Genomic DNA, 17,876 nt, shown 5'->3' with positions numbered 1-17,876 from the left:
TGGAAAGGGTTACTATTTTTTTACATTCTGTGACTCGAAGATGTCCCGCACTTCATCCATTAACTTCTGAGTTGGCACCATTCCATCTTCACCACGGACGTGATCTTTCAACGCTGCTACTTGATCACCAAGCAACAATTTAAGCAACCGAGGTAGTACAAGAGGGTTTTCATCGATTTCAGCAATAGTTTCTACTACCTCATAGTTCTCCATCCGTTCCATACTGATATCGAATGGAAAACCTGTTTTAGTAGTCCCTTTAAATGATTTAGTTTCTGACATGTATTAAGCTCCTTTGATGTATTCGTAGTGAGTATTGCTTTCGCCATCTGGAAATGCTGTAAGAGTTGTTTGGTATCCGACTGTCTCAGCATCTTTATAAGAGATAGTTCCGATACCTGTTACTTTACCTTGAGGAATAACAATACGTTTCATAGTACCATCTTTCAAAATCATATCTACCACAATGCAATGGCTAGTTAATTCTTTTGAATTAGCCTTGATAGTGATACCTGTTTTAAGATCCCCACTAACATTATCAGCACAGTACACTTCCTTAAGCACATTGACGTTCAATGCTTCGATTAATGTATAAGTGAAAGTATCGGGTTTTTCTGTTTGTGAGGAGTGTACGATGTCACCACCCCATGCTTTGACGTTTTCAGATTCAGGGCTATTTTCATTTTCCAAGCCATCCTCTGAGATATATCCTAGAGATAAAAATTTAGCATTTAAGGCGGTTGTAGCATCTGTTGGTAGAGGAGTCCCAGTAGGTGCTGAATAGATTGCCCCCCCAATTTTAGGTTTTGCTGTCGTCACTAATGATGACGAAGTTGTTTGAGTAGTTTGAGCTTCTGATCCCATTCCATTCTCCATTTCTTAAAAATAATTTATGTCAAATACCGCTTGATAACGATATTTTTTAGTCTCTGTGTCTGTGAAATTGTAATCACTATTTAGATGGATTCCACTGATCTCATTCAGTTCAACCATGTTTTCGATAACTTGTTTTAGTTTCTCATTCAGTTCAGCAGCTTTCTGCATGCTGGTTGAATAACTCTGAAAAGCAAAAGTTGCAGTCTTAGCGTGGTTCTTCTTGGCTCCCCTAGTCTTTTCAAGGATTACAAACTCTTGTGGCATGTGTGTTTCATGCTCAAAAAAAGACGGTACCGATAAATGACCGTCAAGATATTTCTTGATAACAATTTCAATCATTTAATTCACCGCCTTTAAAAGAGTATTGTTTTTCATATTGTCCTTCTTAGCTTTATATGTTTTTGCACTAACCATTGCATTAGCACGATTTTTACCTACATGAATATCTTTTACATATCCATCACCGCATCTAGCTTGAATATCAGATGCATATTGAGAAAGGACATTTTGCATAGGGGCAGATTTCATTAATTCAGCCACTCCTGCACGATTGAGCTTAAACTTAATATCACTCATAGCGTTCTACCATCACCTTCTTGTTCCAGGCCAAAGGAAGCATTTCCTCAATCCCTTCAAGAGGAATACCAAAAGTTTTCCATCTCTTACCGAAAAATAAAACTTCTTTATTTTCCCAATCATGAAGATCACCTTTTGGTATCGCTAGAGTATACTCTGCTTTCCGTCCAGTTAGATTCATCTGGCTTGTGATATCATCCGTTGAAGATGGAGATATAAGGACATTATCCACAAATTTTTCAACTTCCTCAAAAATGGGATGACCAAAGTCATCCCTTCCCTTTTCAACGGTTTCTATAAGAGTGATCGTAATACCTTTAATTCGTCCCATAAAGATCAATCACCCCATATCTTTGCTTTTTGAAGCCTAACCTTTTCAGCTCAGAATCCTTGATAAACAAGCCACCACCAGGCACCAAATAAGAGCCACTAAAAGAATATCCCATAGCAGACTCAGCCATTTGTGTCATTGGCTCCTGATCGGTTGATGTCATTAATGTACGAGCAACCACATCCACGGTAACAGATTTCACAACACTTTGATAAGATGGGCTGTCAAGCACCATCTTATCTAAATCTTTGCTGACTTTCTTAGCTTCTTCACGAAGAGAATCTGACACTATTTTCAACAGCGCCTCTGCTCTCTTCCGTTCGTCAAATTTCAAGGAACGCCACAAAGTTTCAAGGTCTTCCACTGTTGCAAATGTTGTCATTTTAACTACCCTTCATGTTGTTCTAAAAGAGTAAACAAGTCAGCCTTCTTAGCTCCTTTGTCGTATTCAACACCCAGCTCATCCAAGCGGGATTTAATTTGTGAGACAGTCAGATCTCCCTGACTGTCTGCTGCTTCTTGAGAATCCACATTTTTAGTAACTTGATCAGCCGGAACCCAATCGCCACCACTAATTGTATTTTCAGTAACGATAGAAGCCCCTGTTTTTACATTAATGTATTCCATAAACTACCCCGCTTTCACAACACGAGCAAAGCTGTTTTTGTCCAAAATTCCCCATCCAAGATAGATTTCTGCACGAAGATAAACTTGGTTATAACCTTTCAAGTCTTTTCCAGAATTGTCTGGATCACCATATCGAATGACTTCGAGTGGAATCTGCTTAGCATATCCCCATTTCACCATGTTAGCAAAGTCACCAACAATAGCAACATCCTTATTGGTCCCAACATTAAGACCAACTGTAGTATTCACATCTACAGGTAGACCATTAATGGCCCCTGGATTTGCTCCCCATGCCAATTCAGGGTATAGGCGTTCATTCGCTGCGTTCTTCATGCTAGCTAGTGCACTTGCAAATGTAGTATCAATAGCCATACCGCTAACGATATTGTCAGCTCCTTGAATCATTTTAACTGCATCTTCGACATTAGTATCTGGATCGCTTGTTGTAAAGTTCACTGTCTGAGTGACCGCTTTATCAAAGCAGTTATCCCCAATGACAGTGGATTCTTGTTTAGTACGTGGATTTACGCCATGGAAAGCCATGATATCAATACCACGAGCTACTTTATTAGCAAACCCTTCATTGAATGACTTTAAAATATCGATTTTAGCTTCTTCTGAAGCATAAATAAATTCATCCGATACACGAGCGCCATACTCAATTTTAATAGGCACAATAGTTACAGGTTCTAAACTTGCACCGCCATGCGTTTTCTTCCCATTTTCTGCAACAATATCTACATCAGAATCCAATGTAAATGTGAATTCCTTTAATCCATTAAACGGAATTGCTTGTTGATTAGACAATTTAGCAAGTGAGCTGTGACCCTTAACTTTGTTGATGAGGTCGGTTACAAGCATTGGGTCAAATAATGTCCCTTTTGATAGTTGATCTGTCATATAATATTACTCCTTTATTCTTCAAAAACTAAACCTTGTACTAGGTTTTTATATGATGTGTTTTCATTCTTTTCTAGAGCAGGCTCTAGGTTTCGCATTGGTGCAACAGGTTCGACATGTTTGATAAAGGATGCTAAGCGCTCTGCATCTGCTTTGAAACTCTCTTCGTCAGTCCCCTGCAAACGATCAGCCAAGTCATAAGGTAATCCATTTTGCAAAGCAATCCGAGTTCGCAGGCTAGCTGTCTCATAACCAGCGATTTGCTTCTGCATTTCCTCAAGTTGCTTGTCCGAATCCGCCTTACTTTTATGATTAGCTTCAATTGTTGACTTCAAGCCAACATTTTCTTCTTCCAATTCGGTAACACGAGATTTAAGCTGGTCATAGTCTCCGTATTTCTCTTTCTCACGAGCTAAGCGGACCTTAATTGCAGCATCAAATTCTTCTTGTGTAGTAATTGGTTTAAAATCTGACATTCTCATGTCTCCTTTCTCCTGCTTTCCCGGCAGTTCGGTAATTTTTGAGCATCAAAAAAGCAGTCATAAGACCGCTTATTTTAATAACTGATTTTTTGCTTTTTCTTAGGCTTAGTCGTAGCACAAGCCCAGTGCGCAAGCAAAGCACTATCCATCAAAGAAATATCCATATCGTCAAAGTGCGATCGATAACCAAAGCCACCATTTGAGCCAATATTCCGCTTATCGCAGTTAGTAGCTACCTTTGATAGAGATGGTTGGCCAGCGTGACAGATGGTCTTCTGGTAAATCCCCTGTTCCCAAAGAGCGTTGGCCACGATGATTTCTTTCACCGTCGGCAAAATCACATTCTTGATTCTGTAGTCCTTCAACTCTTCGTCCAGGATCTTCTGACCACTTGCGCCATCTATGACAATCTGAGCTACATCAGCTTGTCTCAGAAAAGCAACCATCCACTCATTACCATTACGAACAGATTGACAATCGACTGTCTCAACAAAGTAACGACCATCTTTAGTCCGTGCAGCAATACTCAATGCCACGTTCGTTCCATCTTGACCGTACTTAATACCAACAGACAGCTTGCCAGTTAATTCTGGAATATCATCCACCTTGAGCTCATTCCACTCCGTCTCAGAAATAGCAGATTTCTGGTTGTAAGTTGGCCAAAATCCCAAACGTTGGATATTATGATCCAGCTTATCCTCGCCAAGCTCTGCCTCAATCTTACGCTCATTTAGGTGGTAGCCCATGGATGGATTGGAATTATACCAGGCTTCCACATCGTCGATTTCCTTTTCTTCAGAAACCGACCACTCAGCCCAGCCAGAGTATTTCCCTTTACCGAATAAGCACGTTTCTCGATACTTAGTAAAGACTGTACCACTGGAAACTGGTGTAGGAGGAGTCCCACACATGATTGTGATAGGATTTTCACTATCCGTAACCGTGTACTTCAAAGCAGATTCTTGCTCAGTCGTGTACTCTTGGGCCTCGTCAATGATCAGCATATCAAAACCTTCACCAAGACCACCATTGGATGTCCTAGTACGGAATTGGACAACACCACCCGTTGAATAAAGTTCGATCCGCTCCTGCCCCTTTGCCCTAATAGAATTAAAATCTTCACCATCAACATATCCCATTTTCTCAAGGTATCGTTTCACCTTTTCAAATGAAGCATGAGATGTAGAAATTCGATGCGCTGTATGAAGGATATTCAATCCTTTATGAAGCGCCCAAATTTCAGCTATGTATAGGATTTCAGACTTACCATTACGGCGAGGAATAGAGTAGCCGAACTTTTGGTGTACCCAAAGCCCGTTTTTGTCTACCGCCATCAAAGGCAATAGCAGGTTTTTCTGCCAAGCATAGCAAGAAAGCCCTGTCCGCTCGTAAAGTTCAATTGCTTCTTTAGCTTTTGAATTTTTCTTGACGTATTTTAAAATTACCGATTGAGTAGGATTCTGATTGCCAAGTTTCTTCCTTGCCATTCTAATTTCCTTTCAATCGTCATCGCATGATAACCCTGTCGCTGGGAGATATCGGATCACCTCCTTGCTAGATTTTGTTCGTAAATTTACCGCATTTTTTACAGGTCGCAAAAATAGCATGCTCAATACCGTATTCTCTCGACCTGTAATCATGCACACAAAGAAAAGTTTGGATAAACCATATTTTAAACTTATAAATTTGATACATCTCAATCCTTTTTTTAATACATAAAAAGCACCTTGACCACTGTCAACGTGCTTATGCTATAATTTCGACTTCCTTGATTTCATCCTCAAAGAGTTTTGTCCACCGGGTTCCTGACTTAACAGACAACCCATCAAATTCTTCATCATAGACATCCTTGTCCTCATACAGACAGACACCTTCGAATGTTTGGCCGTCAATATCGGTGATCCTGACAACCTTGTTATTAAATTTCCTGAGCTCCATCAGTCTCCCCTTTCATAGTATGTCGGTATCAAGTGTGCGCCAGTTTTGCTATATTTAATTGTCATAGCATTTACTGGCTTACCTGTATAGACATCAATTCCTAACGGCCTATCTTCAAACAGATCAACCTTTTCATTACTGGTTTGAGCGCCTTTTCTACTAGTTTCTAAAAATCCAGTCATCTTGTACTTATCGTACAGAGCATTAACATCCACATGATCATAAAAATAGCTCTTTCCAGACAATGATGTTGATTGAATATGCCTAGCTTGTTTTTCTGGATTGATTTTATCCAGCCAAGTTCCATTATTAAATTTTTCCTGGATATAAACTATATCCTTTAAGCGTTCATATCCCTCACCACCATTATACTTCAAGTCCTGAAACTTTGCTAGTGAAATAGGTGCATTTTGTGGCCCCAAAACTTCAACTATCTTCTTATATTCTCGGATATCTACCTTTCGATTATTATCACGTATATCAATATTCTGCTGCTTGCGTCGTTCAAGGATATCAGTACTTTCTTTTGACCATTTTTTAGACCAAGAGTTTTGCTTCTTCCCGTTTTTAGGATGGTAATCAATAGTACATTGACAGCGTTGATGCCTTCGATAAAACCCTGCTGGCTCTTCTCCATACAAATATTTACCGACTAAAGATTGACACCAATCACAGCAATGTCCTGTTGAATGTCGTTCAATAATTGGAGTCAGCCCAACTTCTTTCTGAAATCCAGCATTTTCCTGAATACTATCATCAATAATGCTTTGGCTAAAATTGACAATCGGTTCCCTCAAAATCCAAGAGATCTGACTAAATTCTTCTTCACTAGAAATCCGATTCACCAAACCAGTTATCCTGTCTTGATTTAATTTCGGTTTTTGGACTGTCAGTCCTATTTTAGCCTCTTCATTCAGATTCTTCTGAACTTGCTGAGCATAACCACTTATCAGCTCGAAATTCCACCCCAGCGTCTCCGTCAGTAGCCTTTTGGCAATATTGTAATACATTTTTCCATCTGGAAGATTAGAGGAGCTTACAGACCCCCTCAGAGCCTTGGAAAGAATTTCCCCTAACTCGATAGCATACTCATTCGCTTCCAGATAACCAGCTGACTTAGATTGTAATTTTGATAAGAGTGACTTCAACACTTCACTATCAAGTCTTGCCTCTTCAAATTCCGTTTGAATTTTCGTCAACAACTCCGGCACTATATCCTTGACCATCATTTACCCCCTTCTCGATTTGAGCGGAGGCAGGAATCTCAGAACCCTTAATTCCCGTCAAATCTCTAATAGTTTCACCGTCAATATATCCAGGAATAGCCTGATTTAGCTTGATAGCCCCATCTCCAATCATCGTTAGCATGTTAGCATCAGCTTCAAATAGTGGCTCCCACTTAACTTTTGTTCTTACAAATTGACTGCGAGCATACCGAATTTCATCTCGCAAACAAGCAGCTACATAAGCTACATTTAGGAAACCAGCCCCTAGAGACCGTTGAGCCTTTCGGCCTGCTAAGCGCAAATTCTCGTGACTAGCCTTGATAGCTTCAACCGACGATGGATTATCTGACACAAAGCCTAAATCATCTAATGTCAAGCCCATTTCACCAGCAAAACCAGCAGCAGCAGTTCTCAGCTGCTCTGTAAAAGGCGACATACTAGCAGTGCTGAACTGTCCAACATTTGGCTTTTCACCATTGTCGCTAGCCGAAATTGTCAACAGACTTGATACTGTCGCTTGCCATTTTTCCAGTGGCTCTGCATCAGGGTCTAGTCCCAGAATATATTTTTGAGGCCATGAATAGAACTCAGCAGTGATATCCGCACGTTCCAAAGTACGCTTAGCGTATTTCTGATAATACATCCCTGCTCTCGTAATACGACTGCGACCAAACGGTCTTACCGCATCGGGACGATGAATCACAGGAACCAACAGTGGAATATCAGTTGGATTGCTGATTGAGTAAGGACGACCATTTTTTGGAATAAAATGCGTTGCATTTGGTTCGAAGTAAGCCTCTAAAGTTGCCTGGCCATAATCATCCCTAGCCAATACCGCATAGCCTTCCACAAGAAGCCCAGTGATAGGATCAATTACTCCAGTCGCATTACTCGATTCAATGACCTGTAATCTCACCTCATCATCTTTGTCTTTCGAAATGTAGATAAAACTACACGATCCAATTAACGAAGCTAGAATAGCACTATCAAAAAAGATATCCGGGTTGTTACGATTAAAGATTTCTGTAACGTTAAAATCATCATTACCAAATTCTCGAAAAACTATACGATCAGCAAGACTATCCACTCCTTTAGCAGTCCACCCCAAAGTAGACCGATACTGTGCCCTGATATTTGCAGGGATCGTAATCCCTATCGGCGCTTCATAATACTTCATAGCATAATGCTTGTATCTCAAATTGACTCTAGCTCTGCAAGATTCTAGTTTTCGTCTAAGATAATCAATTCCTCTTAATTCCAACTCATTCTCCTTTCATATTGTGATTTGGCGAGAGAAAAAATGTACAGTGACGGCGTGAAGCTCGGCCAGAACCGAGGGGAGGGGGTAACCCCCCCTATCAGCTCTGGGTCAACTGTGGTATTTCAGCCAATTGGTTGATTGTGGCAAATTGCGATTTCCAACAATTGCATTTTTTTCAAAATTTTGTTCAGCATATAACTTATCAGACTTTTGTCTATTACATTGCCAATGCGCAAGCTGTAAGTTCTTGATGTCTGATGGATGTCCATTCCTATTCACTGGAATGATGTGGTCTATCACTGGGGATAGTGGGTGAGGGTACCTGAGTGATTTATCTACAGGCTGGCCACAGATCCCACAGGTATTCTGAGTCTTGAGTAGTATCTTTTTATTCTTTTCAAATGCTACTCGATGCGGACCGTTGCGGTCTGCCCGTAGTTCTTTCATTGTTCATCTCCGTCATAATATTTATTTCACTACTTACAACCATCATTCCACATCATCTCTTCCTGCGATATCGATACTGTGGTATCGAACGTAGGGGGGTGTTTTTTTATTGGTAGGGGGTGTTGAATTGATATGGTAGGGTGTTAAGATTTACACCTAGGTTCTATAATTTTGGGGTGCTATTTTTTAAGAGGGGGAGGGTCTTTGAATTTAACATATCTTATATTCTGTTAATTTGAACCATAAGACTTTCCACCTTACTCTCTCATAGATAAGTGGGCCATCATCAATAAATGAATTTACTTTATTTCATTTTGTTAAATACGTGACCTTAATAAGCAAAATTCAGCATGCTATTATCTAGCTCATCCTGCTTGAATCCTATATAACCCAGTGTGATATCTGGTGAAGAATGATTAAATAATTCCATCAATATTCCAACATTTTGATTCTTTCTGTAGTGATGGTATCCAAACGTTTTCCTCATAGAGTGTGTTCCGATATTTGTCAAACCAATATGCTCTCCTGCATCTCTCAAGATCTGATATGCTGCCACCCTACCAATGTGTGTTATTCTAACTCCTTCATTGCTTACTTTTTTTCTCGAAGGAAACAAGTAATCATAATCCTTTAATTCATTTTCCTTTATATAATGATCCAGGGCTTTTCTTAGAGCTGGGTTAATAGCGAACCTTTTTGTTTTACCTGTCTTTCGTTCGGTAACTTCAATGTGAGTTCCTTTAACACTTCTTACTTTCAAGGGCAGGATATCACTAACACGCATTCCTGAATACAGCCCTGTAACCATCATTACATAGTCTCGTTCATTCTTACTCTTTAAGTAATCCTTCATGCGTTCGATGTCATCTGTATCACGAATCGGTTCTACTTTACGCATTTACCTGCTCCTTTCAAATAAAAATAGTCAGTCCATTAGAACTGACTTAAAATATTAGCTGTATGGGATTCGAACCCATCCCACCCCGAATCTCTCCTGGTGAACAGCTAACCAAAATTATAAATAGGAGATCTACAAAAAAGTTCCAGGCCACCGCCTTCATTTTCTGATAATACTATTTTAAGTCATTTTTTGTGTTATGTTTACCGTTTTTTTACCGCAAAAATACCGTTTTTTTTACTACACACTAAAACAGAATCACGATATTGTTCTGCGAATGCCAGTAAAGCATTGTTGTGCAACTCCTGAAATTTAGTCCTCTCAATGCCTAGATAATTGTAAATTTCGTAATTAAGATCCTTTTGAGGTTTTAAAAATTTAGAGAATAAAATATAACGATAGGTTGGATTAAATAGCCTGCTTACTGCTTGTTCAATTTCCTCCAACTCATTCATAGCGTCCACACGTCTGACTGCTAAATTCTCAACAGCTTTATTAGGTCCTGCGCCTCCTCGTGGTTGAAATGTGAATTCCTGCGTAACTTTTTGAATTGGGCTATCGCATGCTATTTCCCTCCAACGTGGATATTCTGAGAGCTTCTTTTTTGCCCTCTTGATTGTTTCTTTCTCATCAATATCATCAAAAAGTTGCATTGTTCACCTCCGTTTCCTAGTCAATATCGATTAATAGTATCTGGGTATCGTTCAAGATGTTTCCATCACTCCACCTCCAGCAATTCGGGATTTTCGTAGATATTACCAATGATTTCGAACGCCACCGAATTATCTTCTAGCAACTCTACCATCGGGACATCTTCGTTGTCTTCAAAAACGTGGAACATCAAAACGCCTATCTTGCTATTTTGAAAAACTCTTGCATTTATTGGCGTTTCAGTGTCGTCCACTTCTATAGCGATAACATCCCCCTCAAAAATTTCCTTGCCGTTCTTATCAAATAGGCCTGTTGATTGCATTAATTCTAATTCGTCAAAATCACAACAATAGATATCTCTTTCGACTGCTAGACCACTCTCGAAACAGACTTGTTGTGCCACTATTTCTTTGTTTTCGTAGTCAATAGCAAGAATGTCATCTGAAAAAAACATACGTTTTCCTATTTTTGTCCACGCTCTAAATTTTGGAATCATCTTGCACCTCCTATGAAACTATTAACAATATTTTGCTGTTCAGTATCGATTATTTTATTTTTATAATTCAATATCGGATTCATTAAATCATTTACCAATGCAGGTTTCAAAACGATTTCGTTGGTGTCCAAGAATCTTTTACCGTCGATTTTTATTTTTATATCATGCCCGTTAGCGATATGCTCAAGGTCGTTTTTAGATAAATATATTTCAAATCTACTCATTTTCCACCTCCTCGAAATAAAACTTTCCGTTAAATGGTTCAATTTTAATAATTCCATAATCTATCCCAAGTCTAGCTATAAATGGTTTTGCAATCCGTTCATGCACTGTGAGGATTTGTCCTCTGAACTTCTCTAGCGAAAGAGTAGATTTGTAGAAATTACATTGATAGCAGGAAGGCATATAATTTTCAAAACTATCTTCTCCACCTCTATAGTGAGGATGTAAATGATCTACTCTCAAAGTTTTCAAGTCCAAAACCTTGCCACAATAAGCACAATGACCGTCGTACTTATCTAAAACTTTTTGTCTAGTAGTTTCAGATATGCTTTTCCGTTTCATTCTTCCACCTCCTCAACTTCAAACAGTGGATTGCCAAACACTTCGCCAAAACCAACGTCTTCAAGCTCTTTGCGGGTAAATTGAGTAGCTAATCCTCCCAAAGAAAAGAATAGTCTCTTTTCCAGGCTGTTATAAAATAGCGGTTGCTTTGTTGTTCTCATCTTTACTGTATACCGTTTTTCTTTCATTACCTCGTAGCCATTGATCCATGCAAAAGCGAATGTTTCTTGGTTTTCTTTCTTTTTGATCCATAATATTAATTCAATACTTTGGTTATTTGCTTTCAAAAAACTTGGAGTCATAGCAAGATAGAGAGAATTTGTAAGATGCTCTTTACATACTTCGATCCAATCTGCTACGAACTGCGGGATTGTGACTTTTTTAGAAATCATATCACATTCTTGACTGAAATCTTCCATGATTTTAGCAATCCATGAAACTCGGTCAATTTTTGCAAGCTCTTTTAATCTGTCTACAACATCTCTATATCTAAAAGTGTTCGTATCTATTTCATTCAATTGTTCCAAATCTCTTAAAAAGCATTGACGGGCAATTTCTGCCCCATTTGCGTTCCATACACCCTCAAGGCTTTTATATTTCTCAATAAGTTCTTGCTTATTCATTCTTCAAATCCTCCTCTTTTACAAAACTTCCATCAATCCATTTACCTTTTCGATCTTTGATTTCGTTATAGGCCCCGGTGAAACATTCTAGAAATTCATAACCTAAAATGTTGCTGATTGATTTCAAGTAAGACACAATGCGCACAAGGTTATAGCGACACATTTTTTTACTTGCTAAATCTTGAGATAGTTGAAACTCACTGATATTGGCATTTAGCATTTTAAAGCAGTCCATTGCTTCTTTTCGTCTAATGTTATTAGACTCTTCAAAGATGCTCTGTACATCCTCTTTGATCAGCAATGCTAGACCTACAACTACTACAGCACAATCACCAATGCTGTCTTTTATTAATGCTTCATTCTTTTTCAAGAACCCTGCACATAACTCACCGAATTCCTCGCTTAGTTTTAATGACTGCTTATCTAGCCGGCCCCCGTTTTCTAGATCTCGATCAATAAACCATTTTTTCACTTTGTTTAAAATTAAATTCTCCATTTTTTCCTCTTTCTATTTTTTTACGAGTTTTAAATTACCAGTTTCTTTGCCTCTTCTATTTAGGTCTGCATAGAATTTCAATAGCAATTTATCTTTCCCTGTAATTTTGCTTAACTTCTTTAATGAGCCAGTACATAAATAGCGCCCATTTTCATAGAGCTTATAATCAGCCAACTCATCCGCATCACCCATAAGGGAGTTCTCTCCAATTTGAAAATACTCGCAAATCAGCTGTATATGATATTCGTGTACTTTTGTTTCGCCAGTCAATAGACTACTTATAGTGGTTATTGAGTAGCCTATTTCTTCGGATAATTTTCTAGCTGTTAAGTTATGGCTTTTCATTAAGAGTTTGAGTTGCTCTTTAAAATGTTCTATCTGATTTTTGGTGTAGTCTGCCATGATACATTACAACTCCTTTTTCAATTATCAATTTCTACTGGATAGAATGTACCGAATGACTTTCTTAAAGCATTTCCTACCTGGATAGCTACCCCACGAGATACGAACTTCATAGCTTCTGATTCTTCAGAAAAAGAGACATCTAGGCCAGTTGTCCCAACTACTACAGATTTTATAAATGGTTTTGCTTGTTTTGATCCATGTTTTAAAATAAACATCACTTTCCATCCTTTTCTAATTTCTGTAGCATTTTATTTTTTGCTTCCTCCAAAGCTTTTTTCTCTTGATCACTTGTTTGATTGGTATAATTTGGTTTTGACCAATATGGAACATTTGATTGTTGCTTTGTTGGTTGTCCTTTGGTTTTACTTTCCTGAAACTTCCGTTCTCGTTCATTTACTGCTGCAATTGATAACAATCCATCATTTTTCCAATTTTGCAAAATAGCTCTAATATAGCTAAAATTTCTCTTACCATTGTCAGCAGCTAAACTGATAGCTTTTAGGATCACATCTGGTTCCATACCATCTAGAGCGATGAAATCTTTTAAAGATTCAAACTGTATTCCATCAAGCGGTGCAATACGAGACTGATATTCATCTGCGATGATTTTGAGTGTGTTTTTCTCTAAATCTATATCTATCTCTTTATCTATATCTATATCTATCTCTTTATCTATATCTATATCTATATCTATCTCTCCGATACACTTTGTTACTTCGTTGTTACTTTGTAACAGCCTCTTACTCTCTCGATGCTTTCGAACTCTACGGGCACTAGCTGTTTCGCTTCCTACAAGTTCTGGGACTTGCTCAAGTTTGTAGGAGTAATTATCGTTAGTAGTTATTAGCCTCTTCTTTTCCATAAACATAAGAGCCATTCTGATAGATTCTACATCTTCTCCGATTTCTAAGGCTAGTTCTTCCGCTAAATCTTCAGCTAGTCCTTCATAGAAAATAACCCCTTCATTCTCCAAACTTGTCAACATTATTTTCAAATAAATGATTGTGATTTCTTCCCCTCCAGGAAGTTTCCTCATGAGTTTCATTTCTTTGGAATTGAAGAAGTTTTCTTTTAACTGTAGCCAGTAATACCTCTTATTGCTTGTTGCCATTTCATCACCTCCTAAAATGGTAAGTCGTCATCCTTGATATCCATTGGATCTCCTGCAAATGAAGGAGGCATTTGCTCATCCATAGAGTTCCGATTGGCTGAATTGTCACGCTTTTCTAAACTTCTGAAACTATCAATAACGACTTCAGTGACATAGACACGTTGACCTTGTTGATTCTCATAATTACGGGTTTGGATGTGACCAGTGATGCCGACAAGGTTGCCCTTCTTAGTCCAGTTTGCAAAGTTTTCGGCTAACTTGCCCCAAATCACGCAGTTGATGAAATCAGCATCATATTCACCATTTTGGTTCTTGAAATTGCGATTGACGGCAAGCGTGAACTGCCCGACCGCTTGATTCTGAGGAGTGTAACGAAGGTCAACATCACGAGTCAGACGACCGATTAGTACAACATTATTGATCATTTTCACCTCCAACCAATCCATCTGCCTTTGTCAATCCATCTGGCTTTGTCAATGGATCTGCCTTTGTCAATGCCTCTAGCTTTAGAAGCATAGCTTTTTCTTTTTCAATTAGCCAGTCCATATGCACCTTGGCTTTTTCGAGGTCTTCAATACCGTTCTTCTTACGATAACGAAGCAAATACTTGAGTAGATTGCCCAAATGATACCCAGTCAACTGCTCATCATTCATAAAGTTGCGATGAACATCGATTGCTTCAAGGCCGTTTCGACCTTGGTAGTGTTTTGGAGTGTGTACGTTGTCGCTCATGCTGTCATTCCTTTCACATTATTTTTTTGGTGTATTTCTGTCGCACGTTTATTAAGCAATTCCCGCTGATATTTAGCTGATTTGTAGTAGCGCATCTTCTCTTTTTGACGGATGATGATGCAACGCAATACGAAGATCGCAAAGCCTGAAAGTGCCGCATACGTAGCAAATGCTACTGCCAAGAAAATTTCAATAGTTGTCATTAGTTTCTACCTCAGTTGGTTTTTCTGGGAACAGTTCCCGGTTGAATTTGTTGATCATAAAATCTTGGGCCTTGTTGGTTTCTTCCATTTTTCCGACAATCTCGGCCCAACGTCCAATGCTTCCAGAGTGTGAGTGCACACGTCGCTCCAGCTCTTCCAGTTTCTGTTGCTGGTCATATGAGACCTTAATCATCGCAATTGAAAACAGCAGTAAGAAAAACAGAAGCATCATTGTCATATATTTTAGTTTTCTAAGGCTCATACTCGAATCACTCCATCATTCCTGAAATCCACAGCCATTTGATGTAACCGCTCTTCAAAATCTATATCAGTCAGTTTCATCAATTCGGCTTTTTCCTCTACTTTCAGCGGACGATTGGCATCTTGCCAATCCATCAATTTTAATAATCTTTTAATAGGATCCATTTTTTCTCCTTGAAATTGTGTTATAATTAATTTATAGTTCTTTCAAAGTGCCTTTCTAAAGGCGCTTTTTTTATTTTTGCAAGCTTCGACAGAATCGCTGAACATCTTCCAAATTATAGAGATACTTCCCGCCTTTTCCTGATTGTTGAAATTGGAATTTCCCTTGATCTCTCCACTCTTCCAGCTTGGTTCTGCCCCATCCAGTTGCTTTCTGCAATGCCTTGATGGATACCCATGTGATTTGCCTACTAGCTCTTCTTTGGGCTTCTTCCATGGCTTTGATGTTTAGAGATACGAGTTCTTCAAAGAGCTGATTGATATAGTTCTCGTTATGTGTTTGAGTTATTTGATTTAGAATAGGATATTGTGACATTACCGTCTCCTTTCTAACTTTAATTTTTCTTTTGTTCTATAGCTCTTAAAATTATTTCATGAGCAATATTTTTAGTAAGCTTTTCTAATTTGATTAAAGCTTCTCTATAAGTCTCTGATTGTTCAATTAGCCAGTCAGATAACTTTATAATTTCATCTTCAAAATCCATCTCAAGACCGATGACCTTTCTATATTATTTTGGTAATTTACTACCGACAAAAAACGATTAAATAAGACCTCTTACTCCTTATGAAAATCGTGTGTCAAATATCCAAAAAAGGAGGATGACTTATGACTTTTGATTTTTCAGGATTGGACAAAGTGTTTGATGAACTCAATCAGAAAGCTGAGCAATTAAGTGGTAGCTATGATTTTGATGAAATCTTCCCACAATCATATATGCAATCAGTAAGTAAATATGACTCAATCGAGGACTTTTTAAAGGCAAGTCCAGAGACTATTACGAATGCTGAAGAGTTCGAAAAAGCTGATGAAGCGGTTCTTGATGTGTTTGTATCTGAGAATACGAATTTCTCAACATGGCAAGAAATGCTTAATGATGCTAGTTCTCAATTTGTAATAGAGAAACTGAAATTTTAATTTCAAATTGTTCTAGCCGAGTTATTGCTTTTTGCAATTCCTTGGCTTTTTTTGAGACTTCGTTCAAGATTTCATTTAATTCGTTTTGATTTTCTAAAGTAAAATTAATTTTCGTCATTATTTAAACCTCACAAAATGTAAGTAGTTTCTTTTGTTGAGCGCCTGACTTCTGTTAGGTGCTTTTTATGCGTTGTAAGCATTCAATTCCATGATTTTCATTTTAGTGTTAGTACTTGGCTCCCAAGTCATCCAGTAAGCGAGTGCTGCTTCTGCGAATTTCTTTGGCAGTAAGTCATAGCGACTGATATTGAAATGATCCTTGAAATCAATCTCAGCTTGTCTGAAGACTGATTGAGCAAATATCTTATCAGCATAAGCTGGACTGTCGATTCCACCAAGGCAAGCAACTACTCGAGCCTTGCGCTTCTTCAATAGCGACTGAGCATAGCTTGGATGAATTGGTTGTTCATTCTTGAGATAGTCGATATCTTCAATCATGCTAGCTTGTTGCTCACGCAATTTCTTCTGACCAGTGAATAGAGCGATGAAGGCATCTTCGTCTAAATCTTCACGGATGAAACCGCCTTTTCTGCGGATAGCTGGAAGGACTTCTGATGTAACCCAGCGTTTAAATTCTTTTGCCTGTGGCAATTTACTGGATAAGATAAGGGAATAGAGACCGGATTCGTTGATAATGATAGTATTTTGTGTCCGCCCTAGATTGTCGGTGAGTCCGTATTTCACGGAGTCATCTTCATCAACGTGTCGAGAAATTGCATCCAGAGGTTTAGCATATCCTAAAATATCTGCGACATCCTTCCCGACAAACCAAGGCTCATCATCAATTGTCATAGTACGGACTTCTTGCCCGTGAAAATTAAAAATTTCGTTCATAGTATTCCTTTCTAAATTTGGTATAATGAGCTTATCATCACATAAAAGGAGATAAGCTATATGCCCTTTATTACTAACGAAAATGTCCAAATCTGGACATTATATGCTACTGTCGTCATATCTGTCATCGGTTTCTTTTTTAATACCTTGTCTCTCTGGCAAACCAAAAGAGCGACTGAAGACATGGCTAAACCTTATATCAACGTTTATGTTGATGTCTATGCCGTAAAATCCCAACAGCGAGTATATGTTTTTAAGAATTTTGGCCAGACACCAGCTTATATCCAAAATATCGAGATTGACGGTGAATTGGACGAGCTTAATAGCAAATATCGCTTTCAATCGCTGGTTGGAAATATGATTGCACCAGGCCAAAAGTTAACATCATATATACATTCAGATTACAAAGGTAGCATTGTATTAAAAATTACCTATAAAGATAACAAGAAGCGCAGCTATACTGATCAATTCACATTGGACGCTGGTTTAGCAGCTGATATGCTTTATACTATCAACGAATCAAACAAATCCGATGAAGTCCCAACTGCGATTCGTCAGTCAACAATGGCGTTACTGCGTGACTTGCGCTAGCTAATAACATAGGCATTATTGATACTTATTTCGATTTGAATATTTTCCTTGTCAACTGTGTTGGCAAGGATTTTATTTTTCATATCAATAGCATCATCAACGTTTTTAGCACAAATTTGATATGTTACTTTTGCTTCGTTCATGCCTCT

The 17,876-nt window shown here is 38.4% G+C and carries 35 protein-coding genes; 2 read left to right on the top strand and 33 right to left on the bottom strand.

Annotated elements, in window-relative coordinates; genetic code table 11:
- Nucleotides 1–12: 12 nt before the first annotated feature.
- From H8S88_RS04805 to H8S88_RS04655, 31 genes are all read right to left on the bottom strand, one after another.
- Nucleotides 13–282, bottom strand: coding sequence for a hypothetical protein (locus H8S88_RS04805; protein WP_195227220.1), 270 nt, complete (start codon nucleotides 280–282; stop codon nucleotides 13–15).
- Nucleotides 283–285: 3 nt separating this feature from the next.
- Nucleotides 286–864, bottom strand: coding sequence for a phage tail tube protein (locus tag H8S88_RS04800; RefSeq protein WP_236128037.1), 579 nt, complete (start codon nucleotides 862–864; stop codon nucleotides 286–288).
- Between the two features lie 15 nt (nucleotides 865–879).
- On the bottom strand, nucleotides 880–1,215 hold the full coding sequence (locus tag H8S88_RS04795) for a hypothetical protein (RefSeq protein ID WP_236128036.1): 336 nt from the start codon (nucleotides 1,213–1,215) through the stop codon (nucleotides 880–882).
- Nucleotides 1,216–1,452, bottom strand: coding sequence for a hypothetical protein (locus H8S88_RS04790; protein ID WP_195227217.1), 237 nt, complete (start codon nucleotides 1,450–1,452; stop codon nucleotides 1,216–1,218).
- Nucleotides 1,445–1,783: a hypothetical protein gene (locus H8S88_RS04785; protein WP_236128035.1), complete on the bottom strand. Its 339-nt coding sequence runs from the start codon at nucleotides 1,781–1,783 to the stop codon at nucleotides 1,445–1,447. The genes H8S88_RS04790 and H8S88_RS04785 overlap by 8 nt, the downstream gene beginning before the upstream one ends.
- Complete coding sequence (locus H8S88_RS04780; protein WP_236128034.1) at nucleotides 1,770–2,165, bottom strand: phage Gp19/Gp15/Gp42 family protein; 396 nt, start codon at nucleotides 2,163–2,165, stop codon at nucleotides 1,770–1,772. The genes H8S88_RS04785 and H8S88_RS04780 overlap by 14 nt, the downstream gene beginning before the upstream one ends.
- 5 nt (nucleotides 2,166–2,170) lie before the next feature.
- The gene (locus H8S88_RS04775; protein WP_236128033.1) at nucleotides 2,171–2,410 is read right to left on the bottom strand and encodes a HeH/LEM domain-containing protein; all 240 of its coding nucleotides are present in this window, start codon (nucleotides 2,408–2,410) and stop codon (nucleotides 2,171–2,173) included.
- A gap of 3 nt (nucleotides 2,411–2,413) precedes the next feature.
- A complete protein-coding gene (locus H8S88_RS04770) occupies nucleotides 2,414–3,310 on the bottom strand; it encodes a phage major capsid family protein (protein WP_236128032.1) in 897 nt (298 codons plus the stop codon).
- Between the two features lie 14 nt (nucleotides 3,311–3,324).
- The gene (locus tag H8S88_RS04765) at nucleotides 3,325–3,786 is read right to left on the bottom strand and encodes a capsid assembly scaffolding protein Gp46 family protein (protein ID WP_236128031.1); all 462 of its coding nucleotides are present in this window, start codon (nucleotides 3,784–3,786) and stop codon (nucleotides 3,325–3,327) included.
- 80 nt (nucleotides 3,787–3,866) lie between these two features.
- Complete coding sequence (locus tag H8S88_RS04760; RefSeq protein WP_236128030.1) at nucleotides 3,867–5,279, bottom strand: terminase; 1,413 nt, start codon at nucleotides 5,277–5,279, stop codon at nucleotides 3,867–3,869.
- A gap of 259 nt (nucleotides 5,280–5,538) precedes the next feature.
- Entirely contained in the window at nucleotides 5,539–5,730 is a 192-nt protein-coding gene (locus H8S88_RS04755; protein WP_236128029.1) for a hypothetical protein, read from the bottom strand.
- Nucleotides 5,730–6,956 carry a polymorphic toxin type 50 domain-containing protein gene (locus H8S88_RS04750; RefSeq protein WP_236128202.1) on the bottom strand — a complete coding sequence of 409 codons (1,227 nt, stop codon included), beginning with the start codon at nucleotides 6,954–6,956 and terminating at the stop codon, nucleotides 5,730–5,732. The genes H8S88_RS04755 and H8S88_RS04750 overlap by 1 nt, the downstream gene beginning before the upstream one ends.
- Nucleotides 6,904–8,217 carry a hypothetical protein gene (locus H8S88_RS04745; RefSeq protein ID WP_236128028.1) on the bottom strand — a complete coding sequence of 438 codons (1,314 nt, stop codon included), beginning with the start codon at nucleotides 8,215–8,217 and terminating at the stop codon, nucleotides 6,904–6,906. The genes H8S88_RS04750 and H8S88_RS04745 overlap by 53 nt, the downstream gene beginning before the upstream one ends.
- A 108-nt stretch (nucleotides 8,218–8,325) precedes the next feature.
- Entirely contained in the window at nucleotides 8,326–8,664 is a 339-nt protein-coding gene (locus H8S88_RS04740) for an HNH endonuclease (RefSeq protein ID WP_061455150.1), read from the bottom strand.
- Between the two features lie 331 nt (nucleotides 8,665–8,995).
- Complete coding sequence (locus H8S88_RS04735; RefSeq protein ID WP_236128027.1) at nucleotides 8,996–9,562, bottom strand: site-specific integrase; 567 nt, start codon at nucleotides 9,560–9,562, stop codon at nucleotides 8,996–8,998.
- 203 nt (nucleotides 9,563–9,765) lie between these two features.
- Complete coding sequence (locus H8S88_RS04730; RefSeq protein WP_236128026.1) at nucleotides 9,766–10,215, bottom strand: ArpU family phage packaging/lysis transcriptional regulator; 450 nt, start codon at nucleotides 10,213–10,215, stop codon at nucleotides 9,766–9,768.
- Between the two features lie 65 nt (nucleotides 10,216–10,280).
- The gene (locus H8S88_RS04725; protein WP_236128025.1) at nucleotides 10,281–10,709 is read right to left on the bottom strand and encodes a YopX family protein; all 429 of its coding nucleotides are present in this window, start codon (nucleotides 10,707–10,709) and stop codon (nucleotides 10,281–10,283) included.
- Nucleotides 10,706–10,933, bottom strand: coding sequence for a hypothetical protein (locus H8S88_RS04720; RefSeq protein WP_236128024.1), 228 nt, complete (start codon nucleotides 10,931–10,933; stop codon nucleotides 10,706–10,708). The genes H8S88_RS04725 and H8S88_RS04720 overlap by 4 nt, the downstream gene beginning before the upstream one ends.
- Nucleotides 10,926–11,273 (bottom strand): HNH endonuclease, encoded by a 348-nt coding sequence (locus H8S88_RS04715; RefSeq protein WP_236128023.1) that lies wholly within the window; start codon nucleotides 11,271–11,273, stop codon nucleotides 10,926–10,928. The genes H8S88_RS04720 and H8S88_RS04715 overlap by 8 nt, the downstream gene beginning before the upstream one ends.
- Nucleotides 11,270–11,896 (bottom strand): DUF1642 domain-containing protein, encoded by a 627-nt coding sequence (locus H8S88_RS04710; RefSeq protein ID WP_236128022.1) that lies wholly within the window; start codon nucleotides 11,894–11,896, stop codon nucleotides 11,270–11,272. Before H8S88_RS04710 ends, H8S88_RS04715 begins: the two co-directional genes overlap by 4 nt.
- Entirely contained in the window at nucleotides 11,889–12,392 is a 504-nt protein-coding gene (locus H8S88_RS04705; protein WP_236128021.1) for a MazG-like family protein, read from the bottom strand. Before H8S88_RS04705 ends, H8S88_RS04710 begins: the two co-directional genes overlap by 8 nt.
- 12 nt (nucleotides 12,393–12,404) lie before the next feature.
- Nucleotides 12,405–12,794 carry a helix-turn-helix domain-containing protein gene (locus H8S88_RS04700; RefSeq protein ID WP_236128020.1) on the bottom strand — a complete coding sequence of 130 codons (390 nt, stop codon included), beginning with the start codon at nucleotides 12,792–12,794 and terminating at the stop codon, nucleotides 12,405–12,407.
- 20 nt (nucleotides 12,795–12,814) lie between these two features.
- A complete protein-coding gene (locus H8S88_RS04695; RefSeq protein WP_236128019.1) occupies nucleotides 12,815–13,012 on the bottom strand; it encodes a hypothetical protein in 198 nt (65 codons plus the stop codon).
- On the bottom strand, nucleotides 13,012–13,908 hold the full coding sequence (locus tag H8S88_RS04690; RefSeq protein WP_236128018.1) for a phage replisome organizer N-terminal domain-containing protein: 897 nt from the start codon (nucleotides 13,906–13,908) through the stop codon (nucleotides 13,012–13,014). Before H8S88_RS04690 ends, H8S88_RS04695 begins: the two co-directional genes overlap by 1 nt.
- Nucleotides 13,909–13,919: 11 nt before the next feature.
- A complete protein-coding gene (gene ssb, locus H8S88_RS04685; RefSeq protein WP_236128017.1) occupies nucleotides 13,920–14,333 on the bottom strand; it encodes a single-stranded DNA-binding protein in 414 nt (137 codons plus the stop codon).
- Entirely contained in the window at nucleotides 14,323–14,640 is a 318-nt protein-coding gene (locus H8S88_RS04680; protein WP_329605523.1) for a DUF3310 domain-containing protein, read from the bottom strand. Before H8S88_RS04680 ends, ssb begins: the two co-directional genes overlap by 11 nt.
- Complete coding sequence (locus H8S88_RS04675) at nucleotides 14,637–14,843, bottom strand: hypothetical protein (protein ID WP_236128016.1); 207 nt, start codon at nucleotides 14,841–14,843, stop codon at nucleotides 14,637–14,639. Before H8S88_RS04675 ends, H8S88_RS04680 begins: the two co-directional genes overlap by 4 nt.
- Nucleotides 14,830–15,081 carry a hypothetical protein gene (locus H8S88_RS04670; RefSeq protein ID WP_236128015.1) on the bottom strand — a complete coding sequence of 84 codons (252 nt, stop codon included), beginning with the start codon at nucleotides 15,079–15,081 and terminating at the stop codon, nucleotides 14,830–14,832. The genes H8S88_RS04675 and H8S88_RS04670 overlap by 14 nt, the downstream gene beginning before the upstream one ends.
- 20 nt (nucleotides 15,082–15,101) lie before the next feature.
- The gene (locus tag H8S88_RS04665; RefSeq protein ID WP_236128014.1) at nucleotides 15,102–15,269 is read right to left on the bottom strand and encodes a hypothetical protein; all 168 of its coding nucleotides are present in this window, start codon (nucleotides 15,267–15,269) and stop codon (nucleotides 15,102–15,104) included.
- Nucleotides 15,270–15,339: 70 nt separating this feature from the next.
- Nucleotides 15,340–15,642: a hypothetical protein gene (locus H8S88_RS04660; protein ID WP_125329593.1), complete on the bottom strand. Its 303-nt coding sequence runs from the start codon at nucleotides 15,640–15,642 to the stop codon at nucleotides 15,340–15,342.
- 19 nt (nucleotides 15,643–15,661) lie between these two features.
- Nucleotides 15,662–15,811: a hypothetical protein gene (locus tag H8S88_RS04655; protein ID WP_236128013.1), complete on the bottom strand. Its 150-nt coding sequence runs from the start codon at nucleotides 15,809–15,811 to the stop codon at nucleotides 15,662–15,664.
- Between the two features lie 122 nt (nucleotides 15,812–15,933).
- Here H8S88_RS04655 and H8S88_RS04650 point away from each other — a divergent pair, with 122 nt between their 5' ends.
- Nucleotides 15,934–16,242: a hypothetical protein gene (locus H8S88_RS04650; RefSeq protein ID WP_236128012.1), complete on the top strand. Its 309-nt coding sequence runs from the start codon at nucleotides 15,934–15,936 to the stop codon at nucleotides 16,240–16,242.
- A 183-nt stretch (nucleotides 16,243–16,425) separates the two neighbouring features.
- Here H8S88_RS04650 and H8S88_RS04645 read toward each other — a convergent pair whose 3' ends face one another.
- Nucleotides 16,426–17,136: an ORF6C domain-containing protein gene (locus H8S88_RS04645; RefSeq protein ID WP_236128011.1), complete on the bottom strand. Its 711-nt coding sequence runs from the start codon at nucleotides 17,134–17,136 to the stop codon at nucleotides 16,426–16,428.
- 60 nt (nucleotides 17,137–17,196) lie between these two features.
- Between H8S88_RS04645 and H8S88_RS04640 the strand changes: the two genes are divergently transcribed.
- The gene (locus tag H8S88_RS04640; protein ID WP_236128010.1) at nucleotides 17,197–17,727 is read left to right on the top strand and encodes a hypothetical protein; all 531 of its coding nucleotides are present in this window, start codon (nucleotides 17,197–17,199) and stop codon (nucleotides 17,725–17,727) included.
- Here the strand turns inward: H8S88_RS04640 and H8S88_RS04635 are convergent.
- Entirely contained in the window at nucleotides 17,724–17,870 is a 147-nt protein-coding gene (locus H8S88_RS04635) for a hypothetical protein (RefSeq protein ID WP_236128009.1), read from the bottom strand. The genes H8S88_RS04640 and H8S88_RS04635 overlap by 4 nt on opposite strands.
- Between the last annotated feature and the right edge of the window lie 6 nt (nucleotides 17,871–17,876).

It is taken from the genome of Streptococcus sp. GS001, assembly GCF_021595565.1.
Classification (GTDB): Bacteria; Bacillota; Bacilli; order Lactobacillales; family Streptococcaceae; genus Streptococcus; species Streptococcus xiaochunlingii.
The sequence above is the reverse complement of the archived record's forward strand: the minus strand, read 5'-3'. Positions and strand labels throughout refer to the sequence as shown.